Origin of the sequence: Micromonospora sp. NPDC049151 (genome assembly GCF_040648395.1) — a bacterium.
In the GTDB taxonomy this organism is placed as follows: domain Bacteria; phylum Actinomycetota; class Actinomycetes; order Mycobacteriales; family Micromonosporaceae; genus Micromonospora.
Window position 1 is genome coordinate 87,308 of sequence record NZ_JBEZDP010000017.1, and the last position, 25,273, is coordinate 112,580.

Here is a 25,273-nt window from a genome sequence, read left to right on the forward strand (position 1 = left end):
CGTCAGCCGCCCGGTGACGGCGCGGGTGACGTCGGCGCCGGTGGCGAGACACTGCCCGACGGCGCCGGGTTGCCCGAGCCGTTCGACGCGGCCTGGGCCTGCTGGAACGCGCTCATCGCCTCGTCCAGCGCCTTCAGCGCCCGCCCGTACCGCTCGAAGTCGCCGGACGCCTGCGCGGCCTTGACCTCACCGATCGCGGTCTGCACCCGGGCGGCCGCCTGGGCCAGTTCCCCGCTCACCGGCGGCGTGTTGGTGTCACCCGCGGTCGGCGACGGCGTGGGGCTGTCGGGCGTGGGCCTGTCGTCGGTGCTGGGCGGCGGGTTGTTGTTCGGCGCCCGCTTGCCCTGCTCGACGAGCTGCTTGATGCCGTCGCTGAGGTTGTTGGCGAGCACCACGTACGAGCCGCCGTCACCGTAGGAGAGCAGCACCTTCTGCAGCAGTGGGTACGCATCCTGGCTGCTGCTCTTCACGTACACCGGCTCGACGTAGAGCATGCCGTCGGCGAACGGCAGCGAGAGCAGGTTGCCGTACTGCACCTGTGCCTGGTTGGACGACAGCAGGTTGAGCTGCTGCCGGATGTCGCCGTTGTTCGTCATCTGCTGGTGCACCTGTGTCGGCCCGGAGATCCGGGTCTGGTCCGGTAGCTCCAGCACCTCAAGTCTCGGCTGCCCGTCGACGTACGACCCGGAGACCAGCGCGGCCAGGTTCTGCCGCCCGTTCGGGGTGACCGCCGAGGTCAACTGGAAGCGCGGCCCCTCCTGCCCGGGGAACTGGGTGAACAGGTAGTACGGCGGCTGCTTCTGCCCGCTGTCCGGCGCGTCCGGCACGTTCGGCACCTGCCAGAAGTCCTGGCCGGAGTAGAAGTCGCCGGGGTCGGTGACGTGGAACTTGGTGAGCAGGTTGCGCTGCACCTTGAACAGGTCGGCCGGGTAGCGGAAGTGCTCGGCCAGCTCGGCCGGGATGTCGCCCTTGGGCAGCACCACGTCACCGCCGAACGCCTTGTTCCACGCCTTGAGCACCGGGTCCGCGTCGTCGTACGAGTAGAGCTTGACCGTGCCGTCGTACGCGTCGACAGTCGCCTTCACCGAGTTGCGGATGTAGTTGACGTTCTCCCGGGCGAGCTGGAACGTGCCCCGGCCGGTCAGCTCGTCGGCCGTCTCGGCCTGGAGGTTGACCCGCTCGGCGTACGGGTAGGTCGCCGCGGTGGTGTAGCCGTCGATGATCCACAGGACGCGCCCGTTCACGACCGCCGGGTACGGGTCGCCGTCGAGCGTGAGGAACGGCGCGACCTTCTCCACCCGGTCGCGCGGGTTGCGCACGTACAGCAGCTTCGAGTTCTCGTTCACCGCCTCGGAGAGCAGGAAGTTCGACTCCTGCTCCTTGATCGCGTAGAGCAGCCGGCGCGGGAACGAACCGATCTTGACGCCGCCCTCGCCGGTGTAGGTGTAGTACTGCTCACCGCCGGTGGAGGTGGGGCGGTCGAACTCGACGTTGCGGTCGCCGTTCTGCCCGACGATCGCGTAGTCGTTCGCCTCCATCCGCTCGCCGTAGTAGATCCGCGGCTGCTGGGCCGGGATCTCCTCGGTCGGCGCGGAGCACGCCTCCTGCGCCTTCTCGCCGAGGAAGCCGGAGACGAAGTACGGCTGGCCGCCGCAGACCACCTGGTTCGCCGGGGCGGCCACCAGGCCGTACCCGTGGGTGTAGACGGTGTGGCGGTTGATCCAGTTGTTCTGCTGGTCGGTCAGCTCGCCGTAGTTGATCTCACGGACGCCGACCACGTAGTCGGAGGTCTTGTCATTCACCGAGTACCTGTCGATGTCCAGCTTCGAGCCGAAGTCGTAGAAGCCACGGACCTGCTGGAGCTGCGTGTACGTCTCGGAGACGAGCTGCGGGTCGAGCAGCCTGATGTTCGACACCACCGAGGTGTCGGTGGCCAGGCTGGCGGGTGGTACGAGGTTGCTGGCCGCGTACGGCGTGGTCTTCGTGCCGTCGAGGCCGAACGCGGACCGGGTGGCCTTGATGCTGCGTTCGATGTACGGCGCCTCCTTGTCCCGGGCGCTCGGCTTGACCTCGAACGTCTGCACCGCCCACGGGTAGATGCCGCCGATCGCCACCGCGGACACGCCGAGCAGGGCGAGCGAGATGCCCGGCCAGACCAGGTTCCGCATGACCGCGTTGGAGAACACGATGATCGCCAGGGCCACCACGATCGAGATCCAGGCGAGGATCTCCTTCGCCGGCAGCAGCGCGTTCACGTCGGCGTAGCCGGCGCCGTAGAGCTTGGCGCCCTCGTTGTACTCCAGCAGCATGGCCCGCCGGTCCAGCACGTAGGCGACGGCCTTGAGCAGCACGAACACGGCGACCAGCGAGCTGAGGTGGGCGCGGGCGGAGTTCGTCATCCGGTCGCCGACGCCCTGGAGCCGCACCCCGCCGAAGATGTAGTGCACGGCGAGCGCGCCAAGCAGCGACAGCACCACGACGGTGAAGCCGACGCCGAGCAGGTAGCGCCAGAACGGGAGCTGGAAGACGTAGAAGCCGACGTCGACGCCGAACTCCGGGTCCTTCACCCCGAAGTCGCCGCCGTTGCGGAACAGCAGCCACTGGGCCCACCGGCTCTGCGCGGAGAGGCCGGCGAACAGCCCGACGACGGCGGCGGCGAGCGCGATCCAGGTGCCGAGCCGCGGGCTCAGCAGCATCCGGTAGCGCTCCAGCGTCGCCTGCTCGGCCGAGTGCGGACGCATCCGGGGCCGCAGCCGGTACGCCAGCCAGAAGTTGCCGCCGACGATCAGCGCCATGCCGACGCCGACCACCAGGAACAGCAGCAGCCGGGTGGCGAGCACGCCGGTGAAGACCTGGGTGTAGCGGACCTCGTCGAACCAGAGCCAGTCGGTCCAGGCGTTGACGCCCCACCCGAGGAGGGTGAACAAGACGAACACCCCGATCAGGACACCGATGGTGACGCGTCCGCGCCGGCTCATCCTCGGTAAGGGACTGCTACGCATGACCACTGTTTGGCTCCGCACGCTCGATGTGATCGGCTCCGACCAGGCACCAAGAGTACGGGGTGTTCCTGAGCACGTCGGGTCAAGGTCACGTCACGATCCGCCCGGTGGCCGCCGGCCGGCCCGCCTCAACAGCGCGTCGGCTGGCCCCCGGACCGCAACGTTTCGAGCGCCTTCAACGCCTCGTCGAGCGTGGCGACCTTCAGCAGCGGCAGGTCCGGCTGAGGGTTGCGGACCGCCTCGGCGCAGTTGTCGGCGGGCACCAGGAACGCCTTCGCGCCCGCGTCCTTGGCGCCGACCAGCTTCTGCGCGATGCCGCCGATCGGGCCGACCCGACCCTCGTCGTCGATGGTGCCGGTACCGGCGATGATCTTCCCGCCGGTGAGGTCGGCCGGCTCCAGCTTGTCGATGATGCCGAGCGAGAACATCAGCCCGGCACTGGGACCGCCGATGTCACCCAGGTCGATCTTGAGGTTGAACGGGTGCGGCTGCTGCTGGTCGATCTCCACGCCGATGCGCGGCCGGCCGTCCTGTTCGCGGCTGGTCACAGTGGCGGTGCCCGGGGTGTCGCCCCGGGTGTAGCCGATCTTCAGCGCGGTGCCCGCCGGCTTGGACCGGATCAGCTCGGTGAGCTTGGCCGCGCTCGTCACCTGCACCCCGTCGACCGAGGTGAGCACGTCGTCGGGCCGCAGCACGTCGACCGACGGGCCGCCCGGCGTGACCGCCTTGACCAGCACCTTGACCGGGTAGCCCAGTTGGCGCAGCGCCGCCGTCTCGGCGCTGGTCTGCGAGTTCTGGAAGTCCTCCGCGTTGCGCTTCTCGACCTCCTCCTGCGACTCCCCCGGCGGGTAGACCAGTTCCCGCGGCACCACCGCCTCGTCCGAGGAGAACCATCCGGCCAGCGCCGACCGGAGCCGCACCGTCGGCTGCACACCGACAGTGGTGAGCCGGAGCTGACCGGCGGAGGTGGACGTCGCGCGGCCGGTCACCTGGATGACCTCCTTGCCGTCCTCGCGGCCCAGCGTGTTCACCGTCGGACCGGGGCCGAGCACCACGTACGGCAGCGGCACGCTCAGCACACCGATGCTGAGCAGGGCGGTGAGCAGGGCACCGAGGAGGACGGTCACGCCGCGACGTCTCATGCGCCAGAGCGTACCGATCCGACCCCCGCCATCCGGCGCGGTGACCGGCGGACTTCGCCCTCAGCGCAACGCCGAGTGGCCCGACCTGCGGCGGGCCCCGCGTACCGTAGACGTCGTGCCTGATATTCCGTTCGGCTTCGCGCTCCCGGGTGGTCAACCACCAGACCCCAACGACCCCGCGGCGATGCAGCAGTTCATGTCGCAGTTGCAGCACCTGCTCTCGGCGCCGGGCAGCGGGCCGGTCAACTGGGACCTCGCCCGTCAGGTGGCCGCCAGTCAGCTCGCCGCCGCCGGCGACCCGGCGGTGTCGCCGTTCGAACGCAACGCGGTCGAGGAGGCGCTGCGCATCGCCGACCTCTGGCTGGAGCCGGCGACCTCGTGGCCCTCCGGCATCCGCACCTCGGTCGCCTGGAACCGCAACGAGTGGATCTTCAAGACGCTCGACGTGTGGCGCAAGCTCTGCGACCCGGTGGCCAGCCGGATGGTCGGCGCGATGGGCGACCTGGTGCCACCGGAGGCCCGCGCCCAGCTCGGCCCGATGCAGTCGATGGTCGCCACGCTCGGCGGCGCCCTCTTCGGCGGCCAGCTCGGCCAGGCGCTCGGCTCGCTCGCCGCCGAGGTGCTCTCCGCCGGTGACATCGGCCTGCCGCTGGGCCCCGCCGGCACCGCCGCGCTCGTTCCCGCCAACATCAAGGTGTACGGCGAGGGCCTGGAGCTGCCCGAGGACGAGGTACGCCTCTACGTGGCCCTGCGCGAGGCCGCTCACCAGCGCCTGTTCCAGCACGTGCCGTGGCTGCGCGGGCACGTGCTGACGGCGGTGGAGAACTACGCCGCCGGCATCCGGGTCAACCGGGAGGCGATCGAGGAGGCGATGGGCCGGGTCGACCCGACCGACCCGGAGTCGATGCAGGCGATCGCGCTGGAGGGCATCTTCACGCCGGAGGACACGCCCGCGCAGAAGGCGTCGCTGGCCCGGCTGGAGACAGTGCTCGCGCTGGTCGAGGGCTGGGTCTGCCACGTCGTCGACAGCGCCGCCGGTGACCGCCTGCCCAACGTGGTACGCCTCGGCGAGGCGTTCCGCCGCCGCCGCGCCGCGGGTGGCCCGGCCGAGCAGACGTTCGCCGCGCTGGTCGGCCTCGAACTGCGGCCCCGCCGGCTGCGCGAGGCGTCGGTGCTGTGGGCGGCGCTGACCGAGCACCGCGGCATCGCCGGGCGGGACGCGGTCTGGGGCCACCCGGACCTGCTGCCCTCCGACGACGACTTCGCCGCCCCGGAGGCGTTCGCCACGACCAGCACCGATCTCGACGACGAGCTGGCGAACTTCGACTTCTCCGCCCCCGGCGCCCCGGAGGAGAAGGCCCCCGGCGAGGACGACGACAAGCGCTGACGCAGTACGCGACGGGGCCCGCACGGATCACCGTGCGGGCCCCGTCCACGTCCCACCCCCCGCCCCGCCCGCCACCCCACCCCGCCCATCTCACCGTCGATCTTGGAGCTGTGGCGCCCAGGATGTCCCGAAGGCGGCTTCTGTCAGGTGCCACAACTCCAAGATCGACGGGGCGGGGAGCGGGCGGAGCGGGCGGCGGGCGGGGCGGGCGGCGGTCAGACGGGGCGGCCGGACAGCAGGGCCCGGGTGGCCTCCCAGCCCTCGACCGCCGGATCGAGGGCGGCCAGGTCGGCGGGGCCGCGCAGCCGGTGCCAGCCGGCGGTGACCGCCACGTCCCCCGGGCTCGGTGCCGCCCGCCGCACCTCGGTCGGGGCGGTCGTGTCCAGATCCAGCGCCGGCAGCCACGCCGGTACGGGCAGTCGCGCCGCCACCCCCAGCAGCCCGGTTCCGCTTCCCTCGGCCGGGGCCACCGCCACCGGCCGGGTGGTGAGCGGCCGCAGCAGCTTGCCGAGCGTCAGCCCGGGCAGGTCCGGCGTGTCCGCCGCCACCACCGCCACCTGGTCGTAGCCGGCTGCGCCGTCCTCGTGGACCGCCTGGTCGCCGATGATCGCCGCGAACACCGCGTTCGGCGTCGGCTCGGTCACCTCGTACACCTGGGTGCCGGGCCAGACCACGGCGTCGGCCAGCCATCGGTCCCGGGCCGTGACCGCCACCGCTGTCTCCACCTCGTTCAGGGTGGCCAGCAGGTCCACCACGTCCTCGGCGAGCGCGGCACGCCATCGCGTCGGATCGATTCCGGGCGGTGACCAGGTCACCGGGCCGAGCAGCGCCACCACCACACGTCGCGACATCCGCCGACCTTAACCCCCGCCCCGACCCGCTTCCGTGCACGATCATGAGGTTGGCGGTGACGAAGCGGACGAAACGCCGGGCCAACTTCATGATCGACCGCAAAGGCGGGATGGTCAGGGGACGGCGGCGGTGGCGGCAACGCCCTCCAGGTAGCCGCGGGCCCGCTCCGACCTCGGGTAACGGGCGACGAGCGCCCAGAACTCGGCGTTGTGGCTGGGCACGATGAGATGAGCCAGCTCGTGCAGCAGCACGTAGTCGATCACCCAGTCGGGCATGTCCTGGACGCGGTGCGAGATCCGGATGGTGCGGTCGGCGGGCGTGCAGGAGCCCCAGCGGCCGTTCTGGTTGGTGACCCAGCGGACGCTCGCCGGGGCGGCGGCCGAACCGTACTCGGTCAGGTAGCTGTCGATCAGGCGGGCGGCGCGGGCGAGCAGTTCGGCGTCCGAGCGGGCCAGGCGGCCCTCGCGGGCGGCGAGCCGGGCGAGCATCCGGTCGACCCACTCGCTCTCCTCGGCCCGGGAGAACTGGTCGGGGATCAGCACGACGACGCGCTCCCCGTCCCGGTACGCGGACACCGTGCGCCGCCGGCGCTGGCTGCGCCGCACCTCGACGACGGGCTTCCGCGTCACGGCCATTACCGGTCCGCGCAGCCTCGGTTGACTGTCACGAGGGAAAGGTAATGCGTACTGACCAGGGCTCCGCAAGAGTCAACACGACGACACGCGCCCGGAAAATGATGGTTGATTGTCCGGAGTCCGGAAAAAATTCTTTGCGACGGTAGCTGACCATCACCTGACCGGCCCTGTTCACGTTAAGTGATCTACGACGGGTGACGGCCGGCGGGGCGGCGCGAAGCGGATCTGGGTGCATTCATCCGGCGTGTCCGCGCGAAACTGACTTATCCGACGTTACTCGGCATGCACACTCTCGACGTCGACTTGCTCACAGAGTCGGCGTACAGCTGACATGGAACCGCCCAGACCTGGGTAGGGTCCGCCAACCACGGTCAGGTGACTGGCCGCGGAGAACCCCCGGCGCCGGTGCCACGCGTGGGCCGCCGCAGGGAGACCCGCCGGACACCTCCGGCGGACGAGACGAGGAGGCTACCGTGGCCGACCAGGCCCAGACCTACAACGGTTACTGCGTGAAGTGCAAGGAGAAGCGGGACTTCGAGGGGCACGTGGAGGTCTCGAAGACCGGCATGAACATGGCCAAGGGCAAGTGCCCGGTGTGCGGCACAACAGTGAACCGCATCCTGGGCAAGGCCAAGGTCTGACCCGTAGGACACACACGGGGGAGGGCGGCCGGTGGCCGCCCTCCCCCGTCGCGTAGCCGACACGGTTACCGGCTGGTTGTGGAAAACCGGCGAGATCCTGTGGACAGCACTGGCCACGGCACGCCGCACCTGTGGACAACGAGCGACGGAGCGCGTGGAGACGGTCACCATCAGTTGCGTGACCGACCCGACACCGCTCGTCCGTCCCATTCTGCTACCCGGCCTGACCCGGCTCTGGCGCGACCGGCACACGCTCCAGCTCGGCGAGCAGCCCGGCCGGGCGGTGCTGCTGGAGATGTCCTCGCCCGGGACCGCCCGCCTGCTCGACCTGCTCGACGGCACCCGCAGCGAACGCGCCGTGCTGGCCGAGGCGGGCGCCGTCCGGATCCCCCCCGACGAGGCCCGCGCCCTGCTCGACACGCTCCGGGAGGCCGGACTGGTGGTGCCGGCGCAGGCGCTGCTCCCCCGTGACCTCACCGGCTCGGCCCGGGCCCGGCTGGCCGCCGAGGCCGCCGCGCTGGCGCTCGCGTCACCCGACCTGCCCGGCACCCCGGCCCGGCTGCTGCGCCGCCGCCGGGGCGCGCGGGTGCTGGTCACCGGCACGGGACGACTCGGCGCGGCGGTCGCCGTCGCGCTGGCCCACGCCGGCGTCGGGCACGTCGTACCCGATCTGGCCGGCCCGGTGGGCGCCGGTGACCTGGCCGGGACCGGCCTGACCACCGCGGAGCTGGGCCGGCCGCTGGCCCCGGCGGTACGCGCGACGCTGGAGCGGTGCGCGCCCGGCACGGTCACCGCCCCGTTGCGGGGCACCCGGCCGGACCTGGTGGTGCAGCTCGGCGTGGACCGTCCGGCGGAACTGCTCGCCACCGGGTACGCCCGCCGACGCCAGCCCCACCTGCTGCTCGACCTGCGCGGCGGCGTACCGGTGATCGGTCCGCTGGTCCGCCCGCCCGTCGGGCCCTGCCTGCGCTGCCTCGACCTGCATCGCGGCGACCGGGATCCGGACTGGCCCGCGCTCGCCGCCCAGCTCGCCGCCGACCGGGGCGAGCGGGCCTGCGCCGTCGCCACCGGGCTGGCCGGGGCGGCCTTCGCGACGGCGGAGGTGCTGGCCCAGCTCGACGGCGCCCAGCCGGAGACGCTCGGCGGCGCGGTGGAGATCCGCGGTCCGGGTCGCGTCCGTCACCGACGGTGGCCGCCGCACCCCTCCTGCGGCTGCTGCCGGCGTCGCCCGATCCGGTCGACGCCGGTCGCTACCCGCCGCACGGCAGCAGCGGAGGCCCCGAGTCGGTAACAATGGCCGGGTGACCGACATCCCGCGCCGGGCCGTGTCCCGCACCGCCAAACTCGCCGCCCTGCCGCTCGGGTTCGCCGGTCGAACCGTCCTCGGCATGGGCAAGCGGGTGACCGGCCTCGCGTCCGACGTCATCTCCGCCGAGATCCAGCAGCGCACCGCCGAGCAGTTGTTCAGCGTGCTCGGGCAGCTCAAGGGCGGGGCGATGAAGTTCGGCCAGGCCCTTTCGGTGTTCGAGGCGGCGTTGCCCGAGGAGGTCGCCGCGCCCTACCGGCAGGCGCTCACCAAACTCCAGGAGGCCGCGCCGCCGCTGCCGGCGGCGACGGTACACAGGGTGCTGGCCGAGCAACTCGGCCCGGACTGGCGCGACCGGTTCGTCTCCTTCGACGACACTCCGGCCGCCGCGGCGAGCATCGGGCAGGTGCACCGCGCGGTCTGGCGCGACCCGGGGTACGGGCCGGACGGCGGCCCCCTGCACCGGGACGTGGCCGTGAAGATCCAGTACCCGGGCGCCGGTGACGCCCTGCTCGCCGACCTCAAGCAGCTCTCCCGGCTCGGCGGCATGTTCCGGGCCATCCAGCCGGGGCTGGACGTGAAGCCGCTCCTGGCCGAGCTGCGCGAACGCATCACCGAGGAGCTGGACTACGAGCTGGAGGCGGAGTCGCAGCGGGCGTTCGCCGCCGCGTACGCCGACGATCCGGACATCTTCATCCCGGAGGTGCTCGACGCCGCACCCCGGGTGCTGATCACCGAGTGGGTGGAGGGCATCCCGCTGTCCCAGATCATCCGCGAGGGCACCGAGGAGCAGCGGAACGAGGCCGGCCGGCTGATGGCCGAGCTGCACCTGTCCGCGCCGGAGCGGGCCGGGCTGCTGCACGCCGACCCGCACCCGGGCAACTTCCGGCTGCTCCCGGACGGGCGGCTCGGCGTGATCGACTTCGGGGCGGTGGCCCGGATGCCGCAGGGCACGCCGGAGCCGATCGGCCGGATCGCGGCGCTGGCGCTGCGCGAGGACGCCGACGCGGTGGTGGAAGGGCTGCGCGCCGAGGGCTTCGTCAGCCGTACCGAGTCGATCGACGCCCCGGCGGTGCTCGACTTCCTCCGCCCGATGCTGGAGCCGATCGCCGCCGACGAGTTCCGCTTCACCCGGGCCTGGCTGCGCGCCGAGGCGACCCGGCTGGCCAGTCCCCGCTCCCCCGCCTACCAGCTGAGCCGCCAGCTCAACCTGCCCCCGTCGTACCTGATGATCCACCGGGTCACGCTGGGTTCGATCGGGGTGCTCTGCCAGCTGGAGGCGAAGGCCCCCTACCGGTCGATCCTGGAACGCTGGCTACCAGGCTTCGCGCCGGTGGCCTGACCAAAGCGGGCCGGCGAGCGAGAGCGCGGCCGCCGAGTGAGCACAGCGAAGGGGCGGTGACCTGTCGGTCACCGCCCCTTCTCACGATCGTTCTACAGAACGCCCAGGTCGCGGGCCGACTGACTGCGACTCCGCATGGCGACGGTACGGGCGGAACGGGTTGCCTCAGTGCTCGTGGTGGTGCGACCGGCCTGAGGCCGGCGCATTCGGGCCCTGGACAACGCTTCGTGGAGTAGTTGCATCTCGAATCCGTTCGGCATGTTCAGCATCAGAATTTCTCTCTCAGGTCGGCCGGTGGAGGGACACCGGCATCGGTCGGTTTCGGAACGTAGGTTTGTCAGGCTGCCAGCCGGACGGAGTTCCGCGACTCGGACAGCCCGCTGGCCGCCAGTCGCTCCTCCGCCTCGACCCGGAGCTGCGCGTCACGGGCGAGGTCCTCCTTGCGCGGACGGCCACGGGGCCGCTTGCGCGGGACGACCGCGCCACGCTCGAAGATCTCGCCGCCCCAGACGCCCCAGGGCTCGGCTCGCTCCACCGCCCCGGCCAGGCACTCGACGCGCAGCGGGCAGTCCCCGCAGAGCGACTTGGCCAGCTCGAGCTCGGCGGGCGAGTCGGAGAACCACAGGTCGGGGTCGAACTTCCGGCAGGGCAGGTTCGCCTCCACGTCGACGCTCACGTCGAGGGGGGCCAACGCCAGACTCATCCTCCGGTCACCTCTCTCTCACTTCGATCTCGTGGATCGCATTCCGACGTACTTCGGCGGGACAAAAAACTGAGGCCGCGGATCCCGGTATGCGGGTTCCGCGGCCTCGAGGTGAGCCGGTGGTCTGATGGATCAGACCGGTCTACCTCGAGGTGGAACGCCGCGGACATCCGTGCGCTTCTTGGCGCCATCGATGCCCTTGCCCGCGAAGCCACTGGTCCCCTCGACTCCGGCGATCGGCGCAACGGTCAGGATCAGCTCGGCCTGAACCTGAACCTGGTGCACCTGCGGAGCCGACGGTCGAGCAGCCGGGGCCACCCGGACAGCCGACAGCGGAGCGACGGCAGACGGCATCGCCGCAAGACGCTCATAAGTGAAGATCTTCATTGGTGCCACCTCCCTACTCTCCTCGTGCCGACCGTGGACTCATCCCCTTTGAGCAGCCAGAACGGCGCCGCTCGCGAGGTGTGTCATGAGGCTATTCCTCGCCCTCGGGGGAGGGCAAACGATTTACGGCTAGTTTTCAGAAGTTTTCTGTGGGCAGACGTCGTCCACCGTGGCGCCCGCCACCAGGGCGAGCACCGTATCCCCGTAAAGCCCGACTTTTCGGGGCCCGATCCCGGCGATCGCCACCAGTTCCTCGGTGCGGCCGGGCTTCCGCTCGGCCAGCGCGGTGAGCGTGGCGTCGGTGAAGACCACGTACGCCGGCACCTTCTGCGCGCCCGCCACCCGCTGCCGCCACTCGCGCAGCCGCTCGTACAGCTCCTCGTCGATGTCCGAGGGGCAGGTCGGGCAACGGCCCAGTTTGCGGTCCGCGCCGGCGAGCAGCGTGGCGCCGCAGATCCGGCAGGAGACCACCTGCGGCCGGCGCCGCTCGGCCCGCCGTGCCGGGCCCGCGCCGCCGGCCCGCTCACCGCCGCCGGAGCGGTCGAGCTGGGGCAGGAACCGCGACGGCCGCCGGGCCCGGCCACCCGGCGAGCGCGACGTGGCGTACGACAGCCAGAGCCACTCCCGGGCCCGGGTGATCCCGACGTAGAGCAGCCGCCGTTCCTCCTCGACCTGCTCCATGGTCTTCGCGTACGTGGTGGGCAGCGTGCCCTCGGCCAGCCCGACCAGGAACACCGCGTCCCACTCCAGCCCCTTCGCCGAGTGCAGCGACGCGAGTGTCACCCCCTCGACGGTGGGCACGTGCTGCTGGGCGGCCCGCCGGGCGAGTTCCTCGGTGAACCCGGTCAGGCCGGGCTCCTCCTCGGCCTGCGCCGCGTGCTCCTCGGCGAGCTGGACCAGCGCGGCGAGCGCCTCCCACCGTTCGCGGGCGGCGCCGCCGGGCGGGGGCGCGTCTGGCGCCCAGCCGACGGCGGTGAGCGCCTCGACCACGGCGGCCGGCAGCGGGGTCCCCGCGTCAGTCGACCGGGTGGCGGCGCGCAACGCGATCATCGCCTGCCGCACCTCGGGCCGTTCGAAGAACCGCTCCGCGCCCTGGAGCACGTACGGCACCCCGGCCTCGGAGAGCGCCTTCTCGTACGCCTCGGACTGGGCGTTGGTGCGGAACAGCACCGCGATCTCCCGCGCCGGGGTGCCACCCGCCACGAGTGCCCGGCAGCGGGCCGCGACCGCGTTGGCCTCGGCCGGCTCGTCGGTGAAGATCCGCAGGTCCGGCTCCGGGCCGGGCCGGCGCTGGCCGTGCAGCTCCAGCCGCAGCCGCGCCTCGGCGCCCCGGGCCTGCGAGATCACCGCGTTGGCGAGCCCGACGACCTGCGGGGTGGAGCGGTAGTCGCGGACCAGCCGGACCACTGTCGCGCCCCGGTGCAGTCGCGGGAAGTCGACCAGGTACGACGAGGTGGCGCCGGTGAACGAGTAGATCGTCTGGCTGGCGTCGCCGACCACCGTCAGGTCGTCCCGGCCGCCCAGCCACGCCTCCAGCAGCCGCTGCTGGAGCGGGTTGACGTCCTGGTACTCGTCGACCACGAAGTGCCGGTACTGGCTGCGCACCTGCTCGGCGACGTCCGGGTGCTCCTCGATGCCCCAGACGGCGGCGCGCAGCATGTCCTCGAAGTCGATCACCCCGTTGCCGCGTTTGAGCCGCTCGTACGCGTCGAACACGTCGGCGACCCGGGCCGGCTCGTACGGCGTCTCGCGCAGCGCCTTGGCGGCGGCGACGACATACTCCCCCGGCTCGACAAGCGACGACTTGGCCCACTCGATCTCGGCGGCCAGGTCCCGCGCGGCGGCCCGGTCGGCGCGCAGGCCGACCTTGGCGGCGGCGAGCGTGACCACCCGCACCTTGCTGTCCAGCAGCTCCGGCATGGCCCGCCCGGCCAGCAGCCGGGGCGCGAAGTAGCGGACCTGCCGCAGCGCGGCCGCATGGAAGGTGCGCGCCTGCACACCCCGCACCCCGAGCACAGTGAGACGGCTCCGCATCTCGGCGGCGGCGCGGGCGGTGAACGTGACCGCCAGCACGTGCCGGCCGGCGATGTCGCCGGTCAACGCCCGGTACGCGATCCGCGACGTCACCGCCCGGGTCTTACCGGTGCCGGCGCCCGCCAGGATGCAGACCGGGCCAGCCGGGGCGGTCACCGCGGACCGCTGCTCCGGATCCAGTCCGGTCAGCACCCGTTCCGCACCTGAGTCAACGCCCACAGCAGGGAATCATCCCAGCATCGTCCGACGTTGCAGCGGTTAGCCTGGCCTGATCGGACCGGGCGCGAGTCACCCCTTGGAGGAGCAGACCATGCTGACGATGTATTCCACCCCGTGGTGCGGCTACTGCCACCGGCTGAAGTCGCAGCTCGACCGGGAGGGCATCGCGTACGAGGTGGTCGACATCGAGCAGGACCCCGCCGCCGCGGACTTCGTGATGAGCGTCAACGGCGGCAACCAGACCGTCCCGACGCTGCGCTTCACCGACGGCAGCGCCCTGACCAACCCCTCGATCACCCAGGTCAAGCAGCACCTGGCCGCGCTGCCCGGCTGACCTCCCACGACGCCGCGAGCGGCCGTACCCGGTTCGGGTGCGGCCGCTCGTCGCCGTTTCAGGACCCGCCGCGGCTGAGCACCCCGTCGCCGGCCGGCCGCCGGGGCGCCGGGATCCGGACCGGCGCCGCGACCGGCGTGGTCAGCCCGCGCCCCCGCCACAGGTAGAGGCCGGCCGCCGTGGTGACGATCCCCACCACCGCGAACAGCAGCCGGTAGTCGAACACGCCGACGAGCAGCGCGCCGGTGCCGATGGAGAGCGCCTGCGGCCCGCTGACCAGGGCCTCCGACGCCGCGGTGACCCGGCCGAGCAGCCGCGGCGGCGTCCGCCGCTGGATCAGCGTGTGCAACCCCACCATGGTCAGCGGCAGCGAGAGGCCCGCAAGCAGCAGCGCCACCACCCCGAGCCACAACCGGGGGTACGCGAGCGCCAGCGCGGCCGGTCCGAAGAACGTCACGCCCGCGGCGAGCGCGCCGACCTCGCCGAACCGGCGGACCACGGCGGCCGAGAACAGGCCGCCGGCCAGCCCGCCGACGCCCTGCACCATGACGAGCACGCCGACGAACGCGGCGTCGCGGCCCAGGCCCAGATCGACGTACGCGAAGATCAGCGACTCGGTGAAGCCCATCACCAGCGAGCCGAGCCCGTACCCGAGCAGCGCCCGGCGCAGCGCCGGCTCGCCGGTCAGGTGGCGCAGCCCCGCGCTCAGCTCGGACGGCCCCCGGCGGGCCGGCCGCGACGGTGTGCCCTCCTCCACGCGCAGCCGCGCGACCACCCCCGCCGCGGTGACGAAGCCGGTCATGGCGAGCAGGACCAGCAGCCACCCGCCCACGGCGGCGTACACGCCCGCCCCGGCCAGCGGCCCGATCAGCCGCAGGCCCTGCCGGACGGTCTGCAGCAGTCCGTTCGCGTCGGCCAGCAGCTCAGCCGGAACCAGATGCCGGATGAGTCCGTTGAGCACGGCGGTGAGGGTGATGTACGACAGCCCGTAGAGCGCGGCGACCACGTAAATCACCCAGACGTCGGACCGGTCCCGGACGGCCAGCAACGGACCGAGCAGCACCGCCGCGACCAGGTTGGCGGCGATGAAGAACGGTCGCCTGCGACAGCGGTCGACCACCCAGCCGACCAGCGGGGCGAGCGCCATCGGCGCGATGACCGCGAAGATGGTCGCCCCGGCCATGCTGTCCGAACCGGTCAGGTCCTTTACCCAGACGGCCAGGGCGAGCAGCAGGACCGACTCCGCCGCCATGCTCGCGACGAGCGCGGCGAAGAGGAGACGGAAGTCGGGGCGGCGCAGGACGGTGCGCATCGGTTCCCTCCGGAGGGGTGCGCCACCAGGGCGCGTCGGGGGCGGGCGCAGGTGAAGACGCCCTCCACAGTCCTCGTTTTGTCACGTGACACGCCCTCGCCGGAACCTCCGACGCCGGTCGCGCCGTCCATACTGACCGTGGGGGGCGAATTTCATACAGTTACCGTCGCGTCAAGCGACGGTCGACGGGAAAGAGGACGCCGTGCCTCCTGCCGTACCAGGCCCGATTCTGCGCCGTCGCCGGCTCGGCACCGAGCTGCGCCGGCTCCGCGAACAGGCCGGTCTGACCGGTGACCAGGTCATCGAGCGGATCGGCTGGGCCTCCGCATCCAAGCTGTCCCGTCTGGAGAACGGCCGCAGCCGTCCCGACCCGGACGACGTGGACGCGTTGCTGACGCTCTACGGCGCCGACGAGGAGCAGCGCGCCGAGCTGACCGGGATCACCCACGAGGCCGGCGACATGCGCGGCTGGCTGCGCAACTTCCCGGTGATGACCCAGCAGCAGCGCGCCTTCGCCGAGCTGGAGGGCGGTTGCGCGGAGATCTCCGAGTACAACCCGGTGCTGGTGCCGGGGCTGTTGCAGACGCCCGGGTACGCCCGGCACCGGATCCTGTCCGCCGCGCAGGTGGCCGCCGAGGCCGGCGACCCGGAGAGCGAGGATCCCGAGACCGAGGTACGCGCCCGGCAGGCCCGCCAGTCGCTGCTGACCCGCTCCCCCGACGTGCCCCGCTACACGGCGGTGCTGGAGGAGGCCGCGCTCGGCCGCCGGGCCGGGCCGCCGGAGGTGCTGCACGAGCAGCTCGTCCACCTGTGCGAGATGGCGCTGCTGCCGAACGTGACGCTGCGTCTGCTGCTACGGGACACCCGGGTCGGTGACTGGTACCTTCCGCCGACCGCGTTCTCGGTCTACCGATTCGCCGATCCCCTCGATCCGGAGACGCTCGCCATCGAAGGTGGGTTCACCGACGTCATGTCGACCGAGATAAACACTCTAAATCGCTATAAAGTGGTGTTCGAGTGGCTATGCTCGTCGGCGCTCTCCGCATCGGACACCCTCTCCTGGTTGATCGAGGCGACGGGACGGCTGACCGGCACGGCAGTCGAGTCCACGGTGGCGTACGGGCCGGCAACGGCGCCGACCCAACGTCGCCGGGACTCGGGACGCCTCACCACGGAGCGGTGATCCGACCGGGACGCCGCCCGCGCGCGGGCGTCGCTCGTCCCCATCGGAGCACCTCACCAGGAGCAAGCACCATGAACGAGATCCACACCAGCACGACCGCCCTCTCGGCACGGCTCGCCGGTGCCGCCTGGCGCAAGAGCACCCGTAGCCAGACCTCCAACTGCGTGGAGGTCGCGCCGCTCGACCCCGGGCCGGCGACTGTGGCGCTGCGGGACAGCAAGGACCCGAACGGGCCGGTCCTGCTGTTCGACCGGGCCGGCTGGCTCGGCTTCCTCGCCGGCACCAAGAGCGGTCAGTTCGATCTGGACTGATCCGGCGAACCACGGGGGCCGTCGGCGCGAACCGGCGGCCCCCTCACCTGTCCGCCCTCGACAACGGCACTGACCTGGGATCCCCCGATCGGTCGAGGTGGCGCGTTCCCCTTGCCGGGCAGACACATCGGCGTAACATGACGCGGGAGTGACGTGGAAGTTCCAGCGTGTAACCGCCGATTGTCCGGGGGACACCATGCGGTTCCTGATCGTCCGCACCGAGATCCGTACCGCCGCCGACGCCGACATCGCCGCCGCCTGGGCCGGCGGTCGCCGGCTGCGGGACGAGAAGAGCACGCCGGAACCCCGCCGCCAGGTCGTCCACGCCGAGGATCGGGACGCCGCCCTCCTGCTCGCCCGCGCGCTGTCCGCCGTCGGGGCGGTACGCACCGGCCGGCACCGGGTCAAGGTGCTGCCGATCGAGGAGCCCGCCGCCGGGCACCCGTACCGCTGGGACGGTGGATGACCGGACGCTGACGTCCGTCGCGGCCGGACCGGCCTCCCCCGCCGTCATCCCGCCACATCCGGCCGCGACGGCACGTGTTCCCGACCCGTGGCCGTCGCGGCAACGGCGACCCGGGTCGGGGCCGCGTCCGGCCGGCCGGGTGGTCAGCAGTGCCCGTCGAGCCAGCGGTGCACCAGGAACAACGCGATCGACGACGGCGGCGGCAGCACCAGCCGGTCTCCCCCGCCCACCGGCACCGGCTCGTCCGCGAGCGCCGCGCCGATCTCCCGGCGGGTGAACCAGCGCGCGTGCGCGATCTCGGCCAGGTCGACCCGGATCGGCGCGTCCGCGTCGGCGCGGGCCAGGAAGCCGAGCATCAGCGAGCCGGGGAACGGCCAGGACTGGCTGCCCACGTACGCGATCTCGTCGACCGGGACGCCGACCTCCTCGCGCACCTCGCGCAGCACGGCGGCCTCGGCCGACTCGCCGGGCTCGACGTATCCGGCCAGGCAGGAGTAGCGGCGCATGCCCGGGGTGCGCGGCCAGGCCGCGTTGTTGCCGAGCAGGCAGCGGCCGTCCGGGCCGTCCACCCCGTCGTGCACCAGCACGATCATGGCCGGGTCGGTACGCGGCCAGACCCGGTCGCCGCCCGGGTCGATCCGCGACCAGCCGGCCTCGTCGGCGCGGGTCGCTTTGCCGGTGGTCGACGAGTAGCCGTGCCGCAGGTGCCAGTTGAGCAGCGCCAGCGCGGTGGTGAACAGGCCCGCGTCCCGGTCGGTCATCAGATGGCCGACCTCGCGCAGGTGAGCCGGACGGGTGTCCGGCAGCGCCGGCAGCGGCCCGTCCACGGCGAAGACCGGTACGCCGTCCGGCTCGACACCGAGGAACATCGGCACCGACCGGGGCACCTCGGGCAGCTCACCGGGAGCCACCAGGACCAGCTCCGGCGGGGCCGCCGCGCCCCGGACCAGCGCCCGCCCCTCGGCGGCGGAGTCGAGCACCAGCACCCGGGCCCGCTCCCACGCCTCGGTCAGCCAGGCCGGGTCGGCACGCCGGTGCGCGGCCCGGTCGAGCGTCGACCGGGCCAGCGGCGGCGCGGATTCGCCGCTCATGCCGATTCCGTACGCACCGGTGTCAGCGCGGCGAGCGAGCCGGCCACCCGCGCCGCGTCGCCGAGCACGACGGTGACCGCGCGCGCCGGCGCCAGGTAGCGGGACGCCACCTCGGCCACGTCGTCCACAGTCGCGGCGGCCAGCCGGGCGGCGTACTCGGCGAGGAAGTCCAGCCGCAGCCCGTTGCCGGCGTACGCGCTGGTCAGCGACGCGAGACCGGCCTGGGTGGACATGCCGAGCTGGAGCGTGCCGAGCGCGTACTGGCGGGCCTGCTCCAGCTCGTCGGGCTTCGGCGGCACAGTGGCCAGGCGGCCCAGCTCGTAGGTCGTCTCCACCAGCGCCGCCGCTGTCACCTCGGTGGCCACCTCGGCGCCGGCGACGAGCAGCGAACCGGCCACCGAGTGCTCCACCAGCGAGTGCGGCCCGTACGTGTAGCCCTTGTCCTCGCGGATGTTCTCCACCCAGCGGGAGGAGAAGTAGCCGCCGAAGATCAGGTTGGCGAGCTGCAACGCGGCGTGGTCCGGGTGCGTACGGGGCACCGCCGGGAGCGCGAGGCGTACCGAGGACTGCACCGAGCCGGGCCGGTCGACGAGCAGCAGTGGCCCGGGTTCCAGCGGCGGCGCGGGCGGCAGCTCGGCGACGTGGCCGTCACCGCGCCACCCGGCGAGCGCCTTCTCGGCCGCGTCCAGCGCCCGCTCCGGCGCCACGTCGCCGACGAGCACAAGCACCGCGCCGGCCGGGTGCACCCGCTCGGCGTGCAGCCGGCGCAACGCGGCCGGGCGGACCGCCCGGACCTGGTCCGGGTCGGGCGTCTGCACCGCGTACGGGTGCCGCCCGTACACCCGCTTGAGCAGCGCGGTGCGGGCCAGGTGGGACGGCTGGCTCTGGGCGACCTGGATGCGGTCGACCAGCCGATCCCGTTCGGTCTCCACCCAGTCGGCCGGGTAGGTGGCGCCGGTGAGCACCTCGGCCAGCAGCTCCAGCATCCGGTCCAGCCCGGTGACCAGGGCCGCGCCGGAGAGCATCAGCCGGTCCGGGTCGAGACCGGCGGTCAGCCCGCCGCCGACCTTCTGCAACTCGGCGGCCAGCTCGGTGGCGCTGTGCGCCTCGGTGCCGGAGAGCATGGTCTGCGCCAGCATCGCGCCACGGGCCAGGTGGGTACGCCCGAACGGCATCCACAGTCGCAGCTCGGCCAGCGGTACGGAGGAGCGGCGTACCGCGATCACGGTGAGGCCGTTGCGGAGCGTGCGCTCGGCCTGCTTCGGCACCTTGAGGCGGCGGTTCGGGCCCAGCGCCGGCAGCGGCCGGACGGTGGTGGTCGTGGTGGTCGGCGTACTCATCGGGAACCTCCGGCGACGACCTCGACGGACGCGCGGCGCTCGGGCCGCAGGGTGGCGGCGGCGGCGCGGACCTGCTCCTCGGTCACCTCGCCGACCAGCCGGGGCAGGTCGTTGAGCAGGCCGGGTTCGCCGCGTTGCTGTTCCAGCACCGCCATCCGCAACGCGCGGCCGAGCACCGCGTCCGTGTCGCGCAGCAGGTGGGTGGCCATCCGGGCCTGGGTACGCGCCAGCTCCCCGTCGGTCAGCCCGTCGGTCGCCAGCCGGTCCAGTTCCTCGTCCATGGTGCGCAGCACCTTGTCCACGTCGCCGCCGGGCGGCAGGTGCGCCTGGAGCAGCAGCGCGGTGGGGTCGCGCACGTCGAACGGGTCGCCCATGAACCCGACGTACCCGCCGAGGCTGGTCACCGACCGGTCGCGCTGCACCAGCCGCTCGACCAGCCGGGAGGCGTCGCCGTCGGTGAGCACCTCGGCCAGCACCACGTAGGGCAGGTAACCGGCGAAGTCGCTGATCGGGTCGGGCACCCGCCACGCGCCGGCCACCGCCGGGATCGGGGCCAGCGCGTCGGTGTACGTGCTGCGCCGCTCGGCGGTCAGGTCGGGCTCGGCGAAGTCGGGCCGCCGCGGGGCGGGCCGGGCCGGCACGTCCCCGAAGTGCCGCTCGATGAGCTCGGTCGCCTCGGCCACGTCGATGTCGCCGCTGACCGCGAGCACCGCGTTGCCGCTGGCGTAGTAGCGGCGGAAGAAGTCGGCGGCGTCGGCCACGGTGGCCGACTCCAGGTCGACGAAGGAGCCGTAGCCGTCGTGCGCGTTGGGGAAGGTGTCGAACATGACCGGGGGCAGCGTCAGCCAGGGGAACCCGCCGTACGGCCGGTTCAGCACGTTGACCCGGATCTCCTCCTTGACCACGTCGACCTGGTTGCGCAGGTTCTCCTCGGTCAGCCGGGGGCCGCGCATCCGGTCGGCCTCCAGGAACAGCGCCCGTTCCAGGGCGTTCGCCGGCAGCGTCTCGAAGTAGTCGGTGTAGTCCAGGTGGGTGGAGCCGTTGAACGTCCCGCCCGCGCCCTGGACGTGCCGGAAGTGGGCCAGCTTCTCCAGGTTCTCCGAGCCCTGGAACATCAGGTGCTCGAAGAGGTGCGCGAAACCGGTGCGTCCCTCCGGCTCGGAGCGGATGCCGACGTCGTAGACCACCGCGACCCCGATGACCGGGGCGCTGCGGTCCGGCGTGAGCACCACGCGCAGGCCGTTGTCGAGGGTGAACCGTTCGACCGGATACTTCGTCGCTGGGATCTTCGCTCTCCGCGTCGGCACGAGATCGACACTAGCGCCTCGGTACCGGCTCCACCGCCGGTGTGCCGTGGCCCACCGTACGGCGGTGCCGGCGGCTGGCCGACCGGCCACGCCTTCTCCACCGAACAGGTGGGAATTATCGGGAAATCCCAGGTCGCGGGGCCCGGCCGGGAAACGGGGCTTGACGCCGCCCGAGAGCTGCCCCAGTCTTCCTACCAACTAAATAGGAATACTGCGGATTGGACATTCGATGAGACGGCTTCCCCTGCGCCGCCTGGCCACCGTGGCGGCCCTGGCCGCCCTCGGCGCGGCCACGCTCGGCACCACCGCCGCCTGCGGCGAGGACAGCGACGCCGGCGCCGGATCCGGCCCGGTGACGCTGCGCCTGGGTTACTTCCCCAACATCACGCACGCACCGGCAGTGGTCGGCGTGGAGAAGGGGATCTTCAAGGAGAAGCTCGGCAGCGACGTCGAGCTGGACACCAAGACGTTCAACGCGGGCCCGGCCGCCATCGAGGCCGTCTTCTCCGGCGCGCTCGACGCCACGTACATCGGCCCGAACCCGACGGTGAACGCCTTCTCCAAGTCCAAGGGCGAGGCGGTCCGCGTCATCTCCGGTGCCGCGTCGGGTGGCGTCGCGCTCGTGGTCAAGCCCGGCATCACATCGGTGGAGCAGCTGCGCGGCAAGAAGATCGCCACCCCGCAGCTCGGCAACACCCAGGACGTGGCGCTGCGCTACTGGCTCAAGGAGAAGGGCCTGGAGACCACCAAGGAGGGCGGCGGCGACGTCAAGATCGTCCCGCAGGAGAACGCGCAGACGATCGAGACCTTCGGCAGCGGCGCCATCGACGGCGCGTGGGTGCCCGAGCCGTTCGTCTCCCGGCTGGTCAACGCCGGCGGCAAGGTGCTCGTCGACGAGCGTGACCTCTGGCCGGACAAGAAGTTCGTCATCACCAACCTGCTGGTCAGCACCAAGTTCCTCAAGGCGCACCCGGACGTGGTGAAGAAGCTGGTCGAGGGCCAGGTCGCGGCGAACGAGTTCGTCAACACCAAGCCGGACGAGGCGCAGCAGGCCATCTCCGACCACATCGGCAAGATCACCGGCAAGCCGCTGGACCTCAAGCTGATCAAGCAGGCCTGGCCGACGCTGGAATTCACGAACGACCCGATCCCGGCCTCGCTGAAGGCCGGCCTGGACCACGCCGTCGCGGTCGGGCTGACCCAGCCGGTCGACCTCAACGGCCTCTACGACCTGAAGTACCTCAACGAGGTACTCAAGGCGCAGGGCAAGGCCGAGGTCAGCCAGCCGTGACGTCGACGGACACGACCCCGCGCAGCGCGACCGGCTCGGTCGCGCTGCGCGGCGTGACGAAGGTGTACGGCCAGGGCGAGCAGGCGGTCCTGGCGCTGGACGGGCTGTCGCTGGACATCGCGCCGGGCGAGTTCGTCTGCATGGTCGGCGCGTCCGGCTGCGGCAAGAGCACGTTGCTCAACCTCGTCGCCGGGCTGGACCGGGCCAGCGGCGGCGCGATCGAACTGGGCGAGGGCGTCAACCCGGGCCTGATGTTCCAGGAGCCGGCGCTGTTCCCCTGGCTGACCGTCGAGGGCAACGTCGAGGTGCCGTTGAAGCTGCGCGGGCTCCCCCGCGACCAGCGCAAGGAACGGGTGGCCGAGCTGCTGCGCACGGTCCACCTGTCCGAGTTCGGCCGCAAGCGGCCGCACCAGCTCTCCGGCGGCATGCGGCAGCGGGTCGCGCTGGCCCGCACGCTCGCGCTGGAGACCCCGGTGCTGCTGATGGACGAGCCGTTCGGCGCGCTGGACGCGATGACCCGCGACATCCTGCACGACGAGCTGGAGCGGATCTGGACCGAGCGCGAGCTCACCGTCCTGTTCGTCACGCACAACGTCCGCGAGGCGGCCCGGCTCGCCGACCGCATCGTGCTGCTCTCCAGCCGGCCCGGCCGGATCATCTACTCCACCGAGGTCGCCGTGCCGCGCCCCCGGCGGATCGACTCGCCGGAGGTCTCGGCCATCGCCGCCGAGGTCACCGACCGGCTGCGCAAGGAGGTGGGCCGGCATGGCCAGTGACACCCTCGCCGGGTCGGCGCGTACCGACGCGGAGATCTCCGGCCTCGACGCGCTGGAGATCGCCGGCCGGGAGAAGGGACCGTCCCGGGTACGCCGCCTGTGGTCGGCCACCTGGCCCAAGTTCGCCGCGCTCGCCCTGGCCGTCGCGATCTGGCAGGCGGTGGTCTGGTCCGGGTGGAAGGAGCCGTGGGCGCTGCCCGGCCCGGCAGTCGTCTTCGGCGACCTCGGCGACTACATGTTCAGCTCGGCGCTCTGGGAGGGCCTGGCCACCACCGCCCGGCGGGCGGCGGTCGGCTTCGCCGCCGCAGTGGCGGTCGGCCTGCTGCTCGGCCTGGCGGTGGCCCGGGTCAAGGTGCTCCGGGCCGCGCTCGGCTCGATGATCACCGCGTTGCAGACGATGCCGTCGATCGCCTGGTTCCCGCTGGCCATCCTGCTCTTCCAGCTCAGCGAGCAGGCGATCTTCTTCGTGGTGGTGCTCGGCGCCGCGCCGTCGGTAGCCAACGGCGTCATCCACGGCGTGGACTACGTGCCGCCGCTGCTGGTCCGCGCCGGCCGCAACCTCGGCGCCCGAGGGCTCAACCTCTACCGGTACGTGATCGCGCCGGCCGCGCTACCAGCCATCGTGGCCGGGCTCAAGCAGGGCTGGGCGTTCGCGTGGCGCAGCCTGATGGCAGGTGAGCTGCTGGTCGTCATCGCCACCCGCACCTCGATCGGCGCCCAGCTCACCTACGCACGCGAGCTGAGCGAGGCGCCGCGACTGATGGCCATCATGATCGTCATCCTGGTGGTGGGCCTGCTCGTGGACACCGCGTTCGGTGCCGCCGACAAGGCGATCCGCCGCCGCTGGGGCGTGCTGGACCAGGCCGGCAACTGACGCCGTGTACATCTCCGCGCGCGCCGACTACGCGCTCCGGGCCATGCTCGCCGTCGCCGACGCCGCCGGGTCCGCCGCCGACCCGGCGGCCGGCGGCGGCGAGCTGGTCAAGGCGGCGAGCCTGGCCGAGAGCCAGGACATCCCGCTCAGCTTCCTTCAGGGGATCCTGCTCGACCTGCGGCGGGCCGGCCTGCTGCACAGCCACCGCGGCACCGAGGGCGGGTACGCCCTGACCCGCCCGCCGGCCGAGATCAGCGTCGGTGACGTGCTGCGCGCGGTCGGCGGCGCGATCACGAGCGTGCGGGGCATCCCCGCCGACCGGGCCGGCTACCACGGCGTGGCGACCGGCCTTCGGGACGTGTGGCTGGCGGTGGACGGGGCGATCGCGCTGGTAGTGGACCGGACCACGCTCGCCGACCTGCTGAGCGACAGGGCGACTGCACCCTGACGCGCGTCCGGTCACGGGGCCGACGGCTGTGCCTCGCGGACCATCCGGATCTCGCGCACACCGTCCTGGACCTGCGTCGTCCCGTCGGCGACGAAGCCGTGCCGGCGGTAGAACGCCTGGGCACGAGGGTTGGGATCGGCGACCCACAGCGCCGCCGGCTCGGCCGGGTCGAGGACGGCCCGCAACAACGCCGGACCGACGCCGGTGCCGTGATCGGTCGCGTGCACATAGAGGACGTACAACTGCCGCGCCCACGCCGCCTGGGCGTCGAGCGGTGGGCCCGCCATCGCGATCCCGACCAGCTCGCCTGCCCGCTCGGCCACCGCTGCCCGATTCTCGCGATAGCGCTCGTCGGTCAACGCGGCGGTCCAGAACCGCTCCCGAAAGGCCGGGAGGCCCGGATCGTCGAGCACCGTGTCCGGCATGAGCCCGCGATACGTCTCCCGCCAGCACCGCACGTGGACGCGCGCCATACCGGCGGCGTCCTCGGCCCGGGCTTTGCGAACGGTCACCGACGGGTCCACCGCCGCATCGTAGGCGGCCGGCCGTTCCGGCATCGCCCCTTTTCTGGGCGTCTACTGAGTCTGCGGGGCGCTCATCCCGGGCGTGAAGCTGCGGGCGGCGCCGCGATCCGGCGAGCCGCCGTCGGACGGCTGCCACGGCCCGAACGCGGCCACCGCGGCGAGCGCCAGACCGGCTGCCGCCACCGCGAGCACCAGCACCACTTCCCGCGCTCCACTTGAGCCGGCGTCCCCCGCCATGTCCGCTCCCTCCGCGTCCGGCCGACCCCCCGACCGGTCCCCCGCGCAGCAGCATCACCGTCGGGTTCCGATCGCACAATCGGGCGGCCGACCGAAACATCGACTGATTCCCGACTCAGGACCGGGCGG

The 25,273-nt window shown here is 72.4% G+C and carries 25 protein-coding genes; 12 read left to right on the forward strand and 13 right to left on the reverse strand.

Going from position 1 to position 25,273, the window contains the following annotated elements; translation table 11 throughout:
- Window positions 1–2: 2 nt before the first annotated feature.
- Together AB0B20_RS20175 and AB0B20_RS20180 are read right to left on the reverse strand one after the other, a co-directional pair.
- Entirely contained in the window at window positions 3–3,002 is a 3,000-nt protein-coding gene (locus AB0B20_RS20175; protein ID WP_357472387.1) for a UPF0182 family protein, read from the reverse strand.
- A gap of 128 nt (window positions 3,003–3,130) precedes the next feature.
- Window positions 3,131–4,144, reverse strand: coding sequence for a PDZ domain-containing protein (locus AB0B20_RS20180; protein WP_357383663.1), 1,014 nt, complete (start codon window positions 4,142–4,144; stop codon window positions 3,131–3,133).
- A 115-nt stretch (window positions 4,145–4,259) separates the two neighbouring features.
- Here AB0B20_RS20180 and AB0B20_RS20185 point away from each other — a divergent pair, with 115 nt between their 5' ends.
- Window positions 4,260–5,531, forward strand: coding sequence for a zinc-dependent metalloprotease (locus AB0B20_RS20185; protein WP_357472390.1), 1,272 nt, complete (start codon window positions 4,260–4,262; stop codon window positions 5,529–5,531).
- Window positions 5,532–5,746: 215 nt separating this feature from the next.
- Here the strand turns inward: AB0B20_RS20185 and AB0B20_RS20190 are convergent, their stop codons facing one another.
- Window positions 5,747–6,382 (reverse strand): hypothetical protein, encoded by a 636-nt coding sequence (locus AB0B20_RS20190; RefSeq protein ID WP_357383659.1) that lies wholly within the window; start codon window positions 6,380–6,382, stop codon window positions 5,747–5,749.
- A gap of 114 nt (window positions 6,383–6,496) precedes the next feature.
- On the reverse strand, window positions 6,497–7,018 hold the full coding sequence (locus AB0B20_RS20195; protein ID WP_357383657.1) for a M48 family metallopeptidase: 522 nt from the start codon (window positions 7,016–7,018) through the stop codon (window positions 6,497–6,499).
- Window positions 7,019–7,491: 473 nt separating this feature from the next.
- Here AB0B20_RS20195 and AB0B20_RS20200 point away from each other — a divergent pair, with 473 nt between their 5' ends.
- The 3 genes from AB0B20_RS20200 (at window position 7,492) to AB0B20_RS20210 (ending at window position 10,307) form a co-directional block, all read left to right on the forward strand.
- On the forward strand, window positions 7,492–7,659 hold the full coding sequence (locus AB0B20_RS20200) for a DUF5679 domain-containing protein (RefSeq protein ID WP_007464795.1): 168 nt from the start codon (window positions 7,492–7,494) through the stop codon (window positions 7,657–7,659).
- A gap of 178 nt (window positions 7,660–7,837) precedes the next feature.
- The gene (locus AB0B20_RS20205) at window positions 7,838–8,950 is read left to right on the forward strand and encodes a hypothetical protein (protein ID WP_357472393.1); all 1,113 of its coding nucleotides are present in this window, start codon (window positions 7,838–7,840) and stop codon (window positions 8,948–8,950) included.
- A 10-nt stretch (window positions 8,951–8,960) separates the two neighbouring features.
- A complete protein-coding gene (locus AB0B20_RS20210; protein ID WP_357472395.1) occupies window positions 8,961–10,307 on the forward strand; it encodes an AarF/ABC1/UbiB kinase family protein in 1,347 nt (448 codons plus the stop codon).
- 337 nt (window positions 10,308–10,644) lie between these two features.
- Here AB0B20_RS20210 and AB0B20_RS20215 read toward each other — a convergent pair whose 3' ends face one another.
- The 3 genes from AB0B20_RS20215 to AB0B20_RS20225 form a co-directional block, all read right to left on the reverse strand.
- Window positions 10,645–11,010 (reverse strand): WhiB family transcriptional regulator, encoded by a 366-nt coding sequence (locus AB0B20_RS20215; RefSeq protein WP_357383651.1) that lies wholly within the window; start codon window positions 11,008–11,010, stop codon window positions 10,645–10,647.
- 132 nt (window positions 11,011–11,142) lie between these two features.
- Complete coding sequence (locus AB0B20_RS20220; protein ID WP_357383649.1) at window positions 11,143–11,397, reverse strand: hypothetical protein; 255 nt, start codon at window positions 11,395–11,397, stop codon at window positions 11,143–11,145.
- A 129-nt stretch (window positions 11,398–11,526) separates the two neighbouring features.
- On the reverse strand, window positions 11,527–13,650 hold the full coding sequence (locus AB0B20_RS20225; protein WP_357472399.1) for an ATP-dependent DNA helicase UvrD2: 2,124 nt from the start codon (window positions 13,648–13,650) through the stop codon (window positions 11,527–11,529).
- A 91-nt stretch (window positions 13,651–13,741) separates the two neighbouring features.
- Here AB0B20_RS20225 and AB0B20_RS20230 point away from each other — a divergent pair, with 91 nt between their 5' ends.
- Window positions 13,742–13,984 (forward strand): mycoredoxin, encoded by a 243-nt coding sequence (locus AB0B20_RS20230; RefSeq protein WP_357383645.1) that lies wholly within the window; start codon window positions 13,742–13,744, stop codon window positions 13,982–13,984.
- Between the two features lie 58 nt (window positions 13,985–14,042).
- On the opposite strand, the gene AB0B20_RS20235 is transcribed toward AB0B20_RS20230, so the two are convergent.
- On the reverse strand, window positions 14,043–15,296 hold the full coding sequence (locus AB0B20_RS20235) for an MFS transporter (RefSeq protein WP_357472402.1): 1,254 nt from the start codon (window positions 15,294–15,296) through the stop codon (window positions 14,043–14,045).
- 202 nt (window positions 15,297–15,498) lie between these two features.
- On the opposite strand from AB0B20_RS20235, the gene AB0B20_RS20240 reads away from it, so the two are divergent.
- From AB0B20_RS20240 to AB0B20_RS20250, 3 genes are all read left to right on the forward strand, one after another.
- The gene (locus tag AB0B20_RS20240) at window positions 15,499–16,479 is read left to right on the forward strand and encodes a helix-turn-helix transcriptional regulator (protein ID WP_357472405.1); all 981 of its coding nucleotides are present in this window, start codon (window positions 15,499–15,501) and stop codon (window positions 16,477–16,479) included.
- 71 nt (window positions 16,480–16,550) lie between these two features.
- Window positions 16,551–16,790 (forward strand): DUF397 domain-containing protein, encoded by a 240-nt coding sequence (locus AB0B20_RS20245; protein WP_357472408.1) that lies wholly within the window; start codon window positions 16,551–16,553, stop codon window positions 16,788–16,790.
- A gap of 196 nt (window positions 16,791–16,986) precedes the next feature.
- Window positions 16,987–17,256: a hypothetical protein gene (locus AB0B20_RS20250; RefSeq protein WP_357383637.1), complete on the forward strand. Its 270-nt coding sequence runs from the start codon at window positions 16,987–16,989 to the stop codon at window positions 17,254–17,256.
- A gap of 143 nt (window positions 17,257–17,399) precedes the next feature.
- Here the strand turns inward: AB0B20_RS20250 and nudC are convergent, their stop codons facing one another.
- The 3 genes from nudC to AB0B20_RS20265 are packed head-to-tail and all read right to left on the reverse strand — an operon-like array spanning window position 17,400 to window position 20,994.
- Window positions 17,400–18,347: an NAD(+) diphosphatase gene (gene nudC, locus AB0B20_RS20255; protein WP_357472411.1), complete on the reverse strand. Its 948-nt coding sequence runs from the start codon at window positions 18,345–18,347 to the stop codon at window positions 17,400–17,402.
- Window positions 18,344–19,687, reverse strand: coding sequence for a pitrilysin family protein (locus AB0B20_RS20260; protein ID WP_357472413.1), 1,344 nt, complete (start codon window positions 19,685–19,687; stop codon window positions 18,344–18,346). The genes nudC and AB0B20_RS20260 overlap by 4 nt, the downstream gene beginning before the upstream one ends.
- Entirely contained in the window at window positions 19,684–20,994 is a 1,311-nt protein-coding gene (locus AB0B20_RS20265) for a pitrilysin family protein (RefSeq protein WP_357472416.1), read from the reverse strand. The genes AB0B20_RS20260 and AB0B20_RS20265 overlap by 4 nt, the downstream gene beginning before the upstream one ends.
- A gap of 229 nt (window positions 20,995–21,223) precedes the next feature.
- On the opposite strand from AB0B20_RS20265, the gene AB0B20_RS20270 reads away from it, so the two are divergent.
- From AB0B20_RS20270 to AB0B20_RS20285, 4 genes are read left to right on the forward strand one after another with little or no spacing between them, the layout of a single operon-like run.
- Window positions 21,224–22,285 (forward strand): ABC transporter substrate-binding protein, encoded by a 1,062-nt coding sequence (locus AB0B20_RS20270; RefSeq protein WP_357383629.1) that lies wholly within the window; start codon window positions 21,224–21,226, stop codon window positions 22,283–22,285.
- On the forward strand, window positions 22,282–23,061 hold the full coding sequence (locus AB0B20_RS20275; RefSeq protein WP_357383627.1) for an ABC transporter ATP-binding protein: 780 nt from the start codon (window positions 22,282–22,284) through the stop codon (window positions 23,059–23,061). Before AB0B20_RS20270 ends, AB0B20_RS20275 begins: the two co-directional genes overlap by 4 nt.
- Entirely contained in the window at window positions 23,051–23,935 is an 885-nt protein-coding gene (locus AB0B20_RS20280) for an ABC transporter permease (protein ID WP_357472419.1), read from the forward strand. Before AB0B20_RS20275 ends, AB0B20_RS20280 begins: the two co-directional genes overlap by 11 nt.
- Window positions 23,936–23,939: 4 nt before the next feature.
- Window positions 23,940–24,383 (forward strand): Rrf2 family transcriptional regulator, encoded by a 444-nt coding sequence (locus tag AB0B20_RS20285; RefSeq protein WP_357472422.1) that lies wholly within the window; start codon window positions 23,940–23,942, stop codon window positions 24,381–24,383.
- 11 nt (window positions 24,384–24,394) lie between these two features.
- Here AB0B20_RS20285 and AB0B20_RS20290 read toward each other — a convergent pair whose 3' ends face one another.
- Both AB0B20_RS20290 and AB0B20_RS20295 read right to left on the reverse strand, forming a co-directional pair.
- A complete protein-coding gene (locus AB0B20_RS20290; RefSeq protein ID WP_357472425.1) occupies window positions 24,395–24,895 on the reverse strand; it encodes a GNAT family N-acetyltransferase in 501 nt (166 codons plus the stop codon).
- 63 nt (window positions 24,896–24,958) lie between these two features.
- The gene (locus tag AB0B20_RS20295; protein WP_357472430.1) at window positions 24,959–25,144 is read right to left on the reverse strand and encodes a hypothetical protein; all 186 of its coding nucleotides are present in this window, start codon (window positions 25,142–25,144) and stop codon (window positions 24,959–24,961) included.
- Window positions 25,145–25,273: the final 129 nt, after the last annotated feature.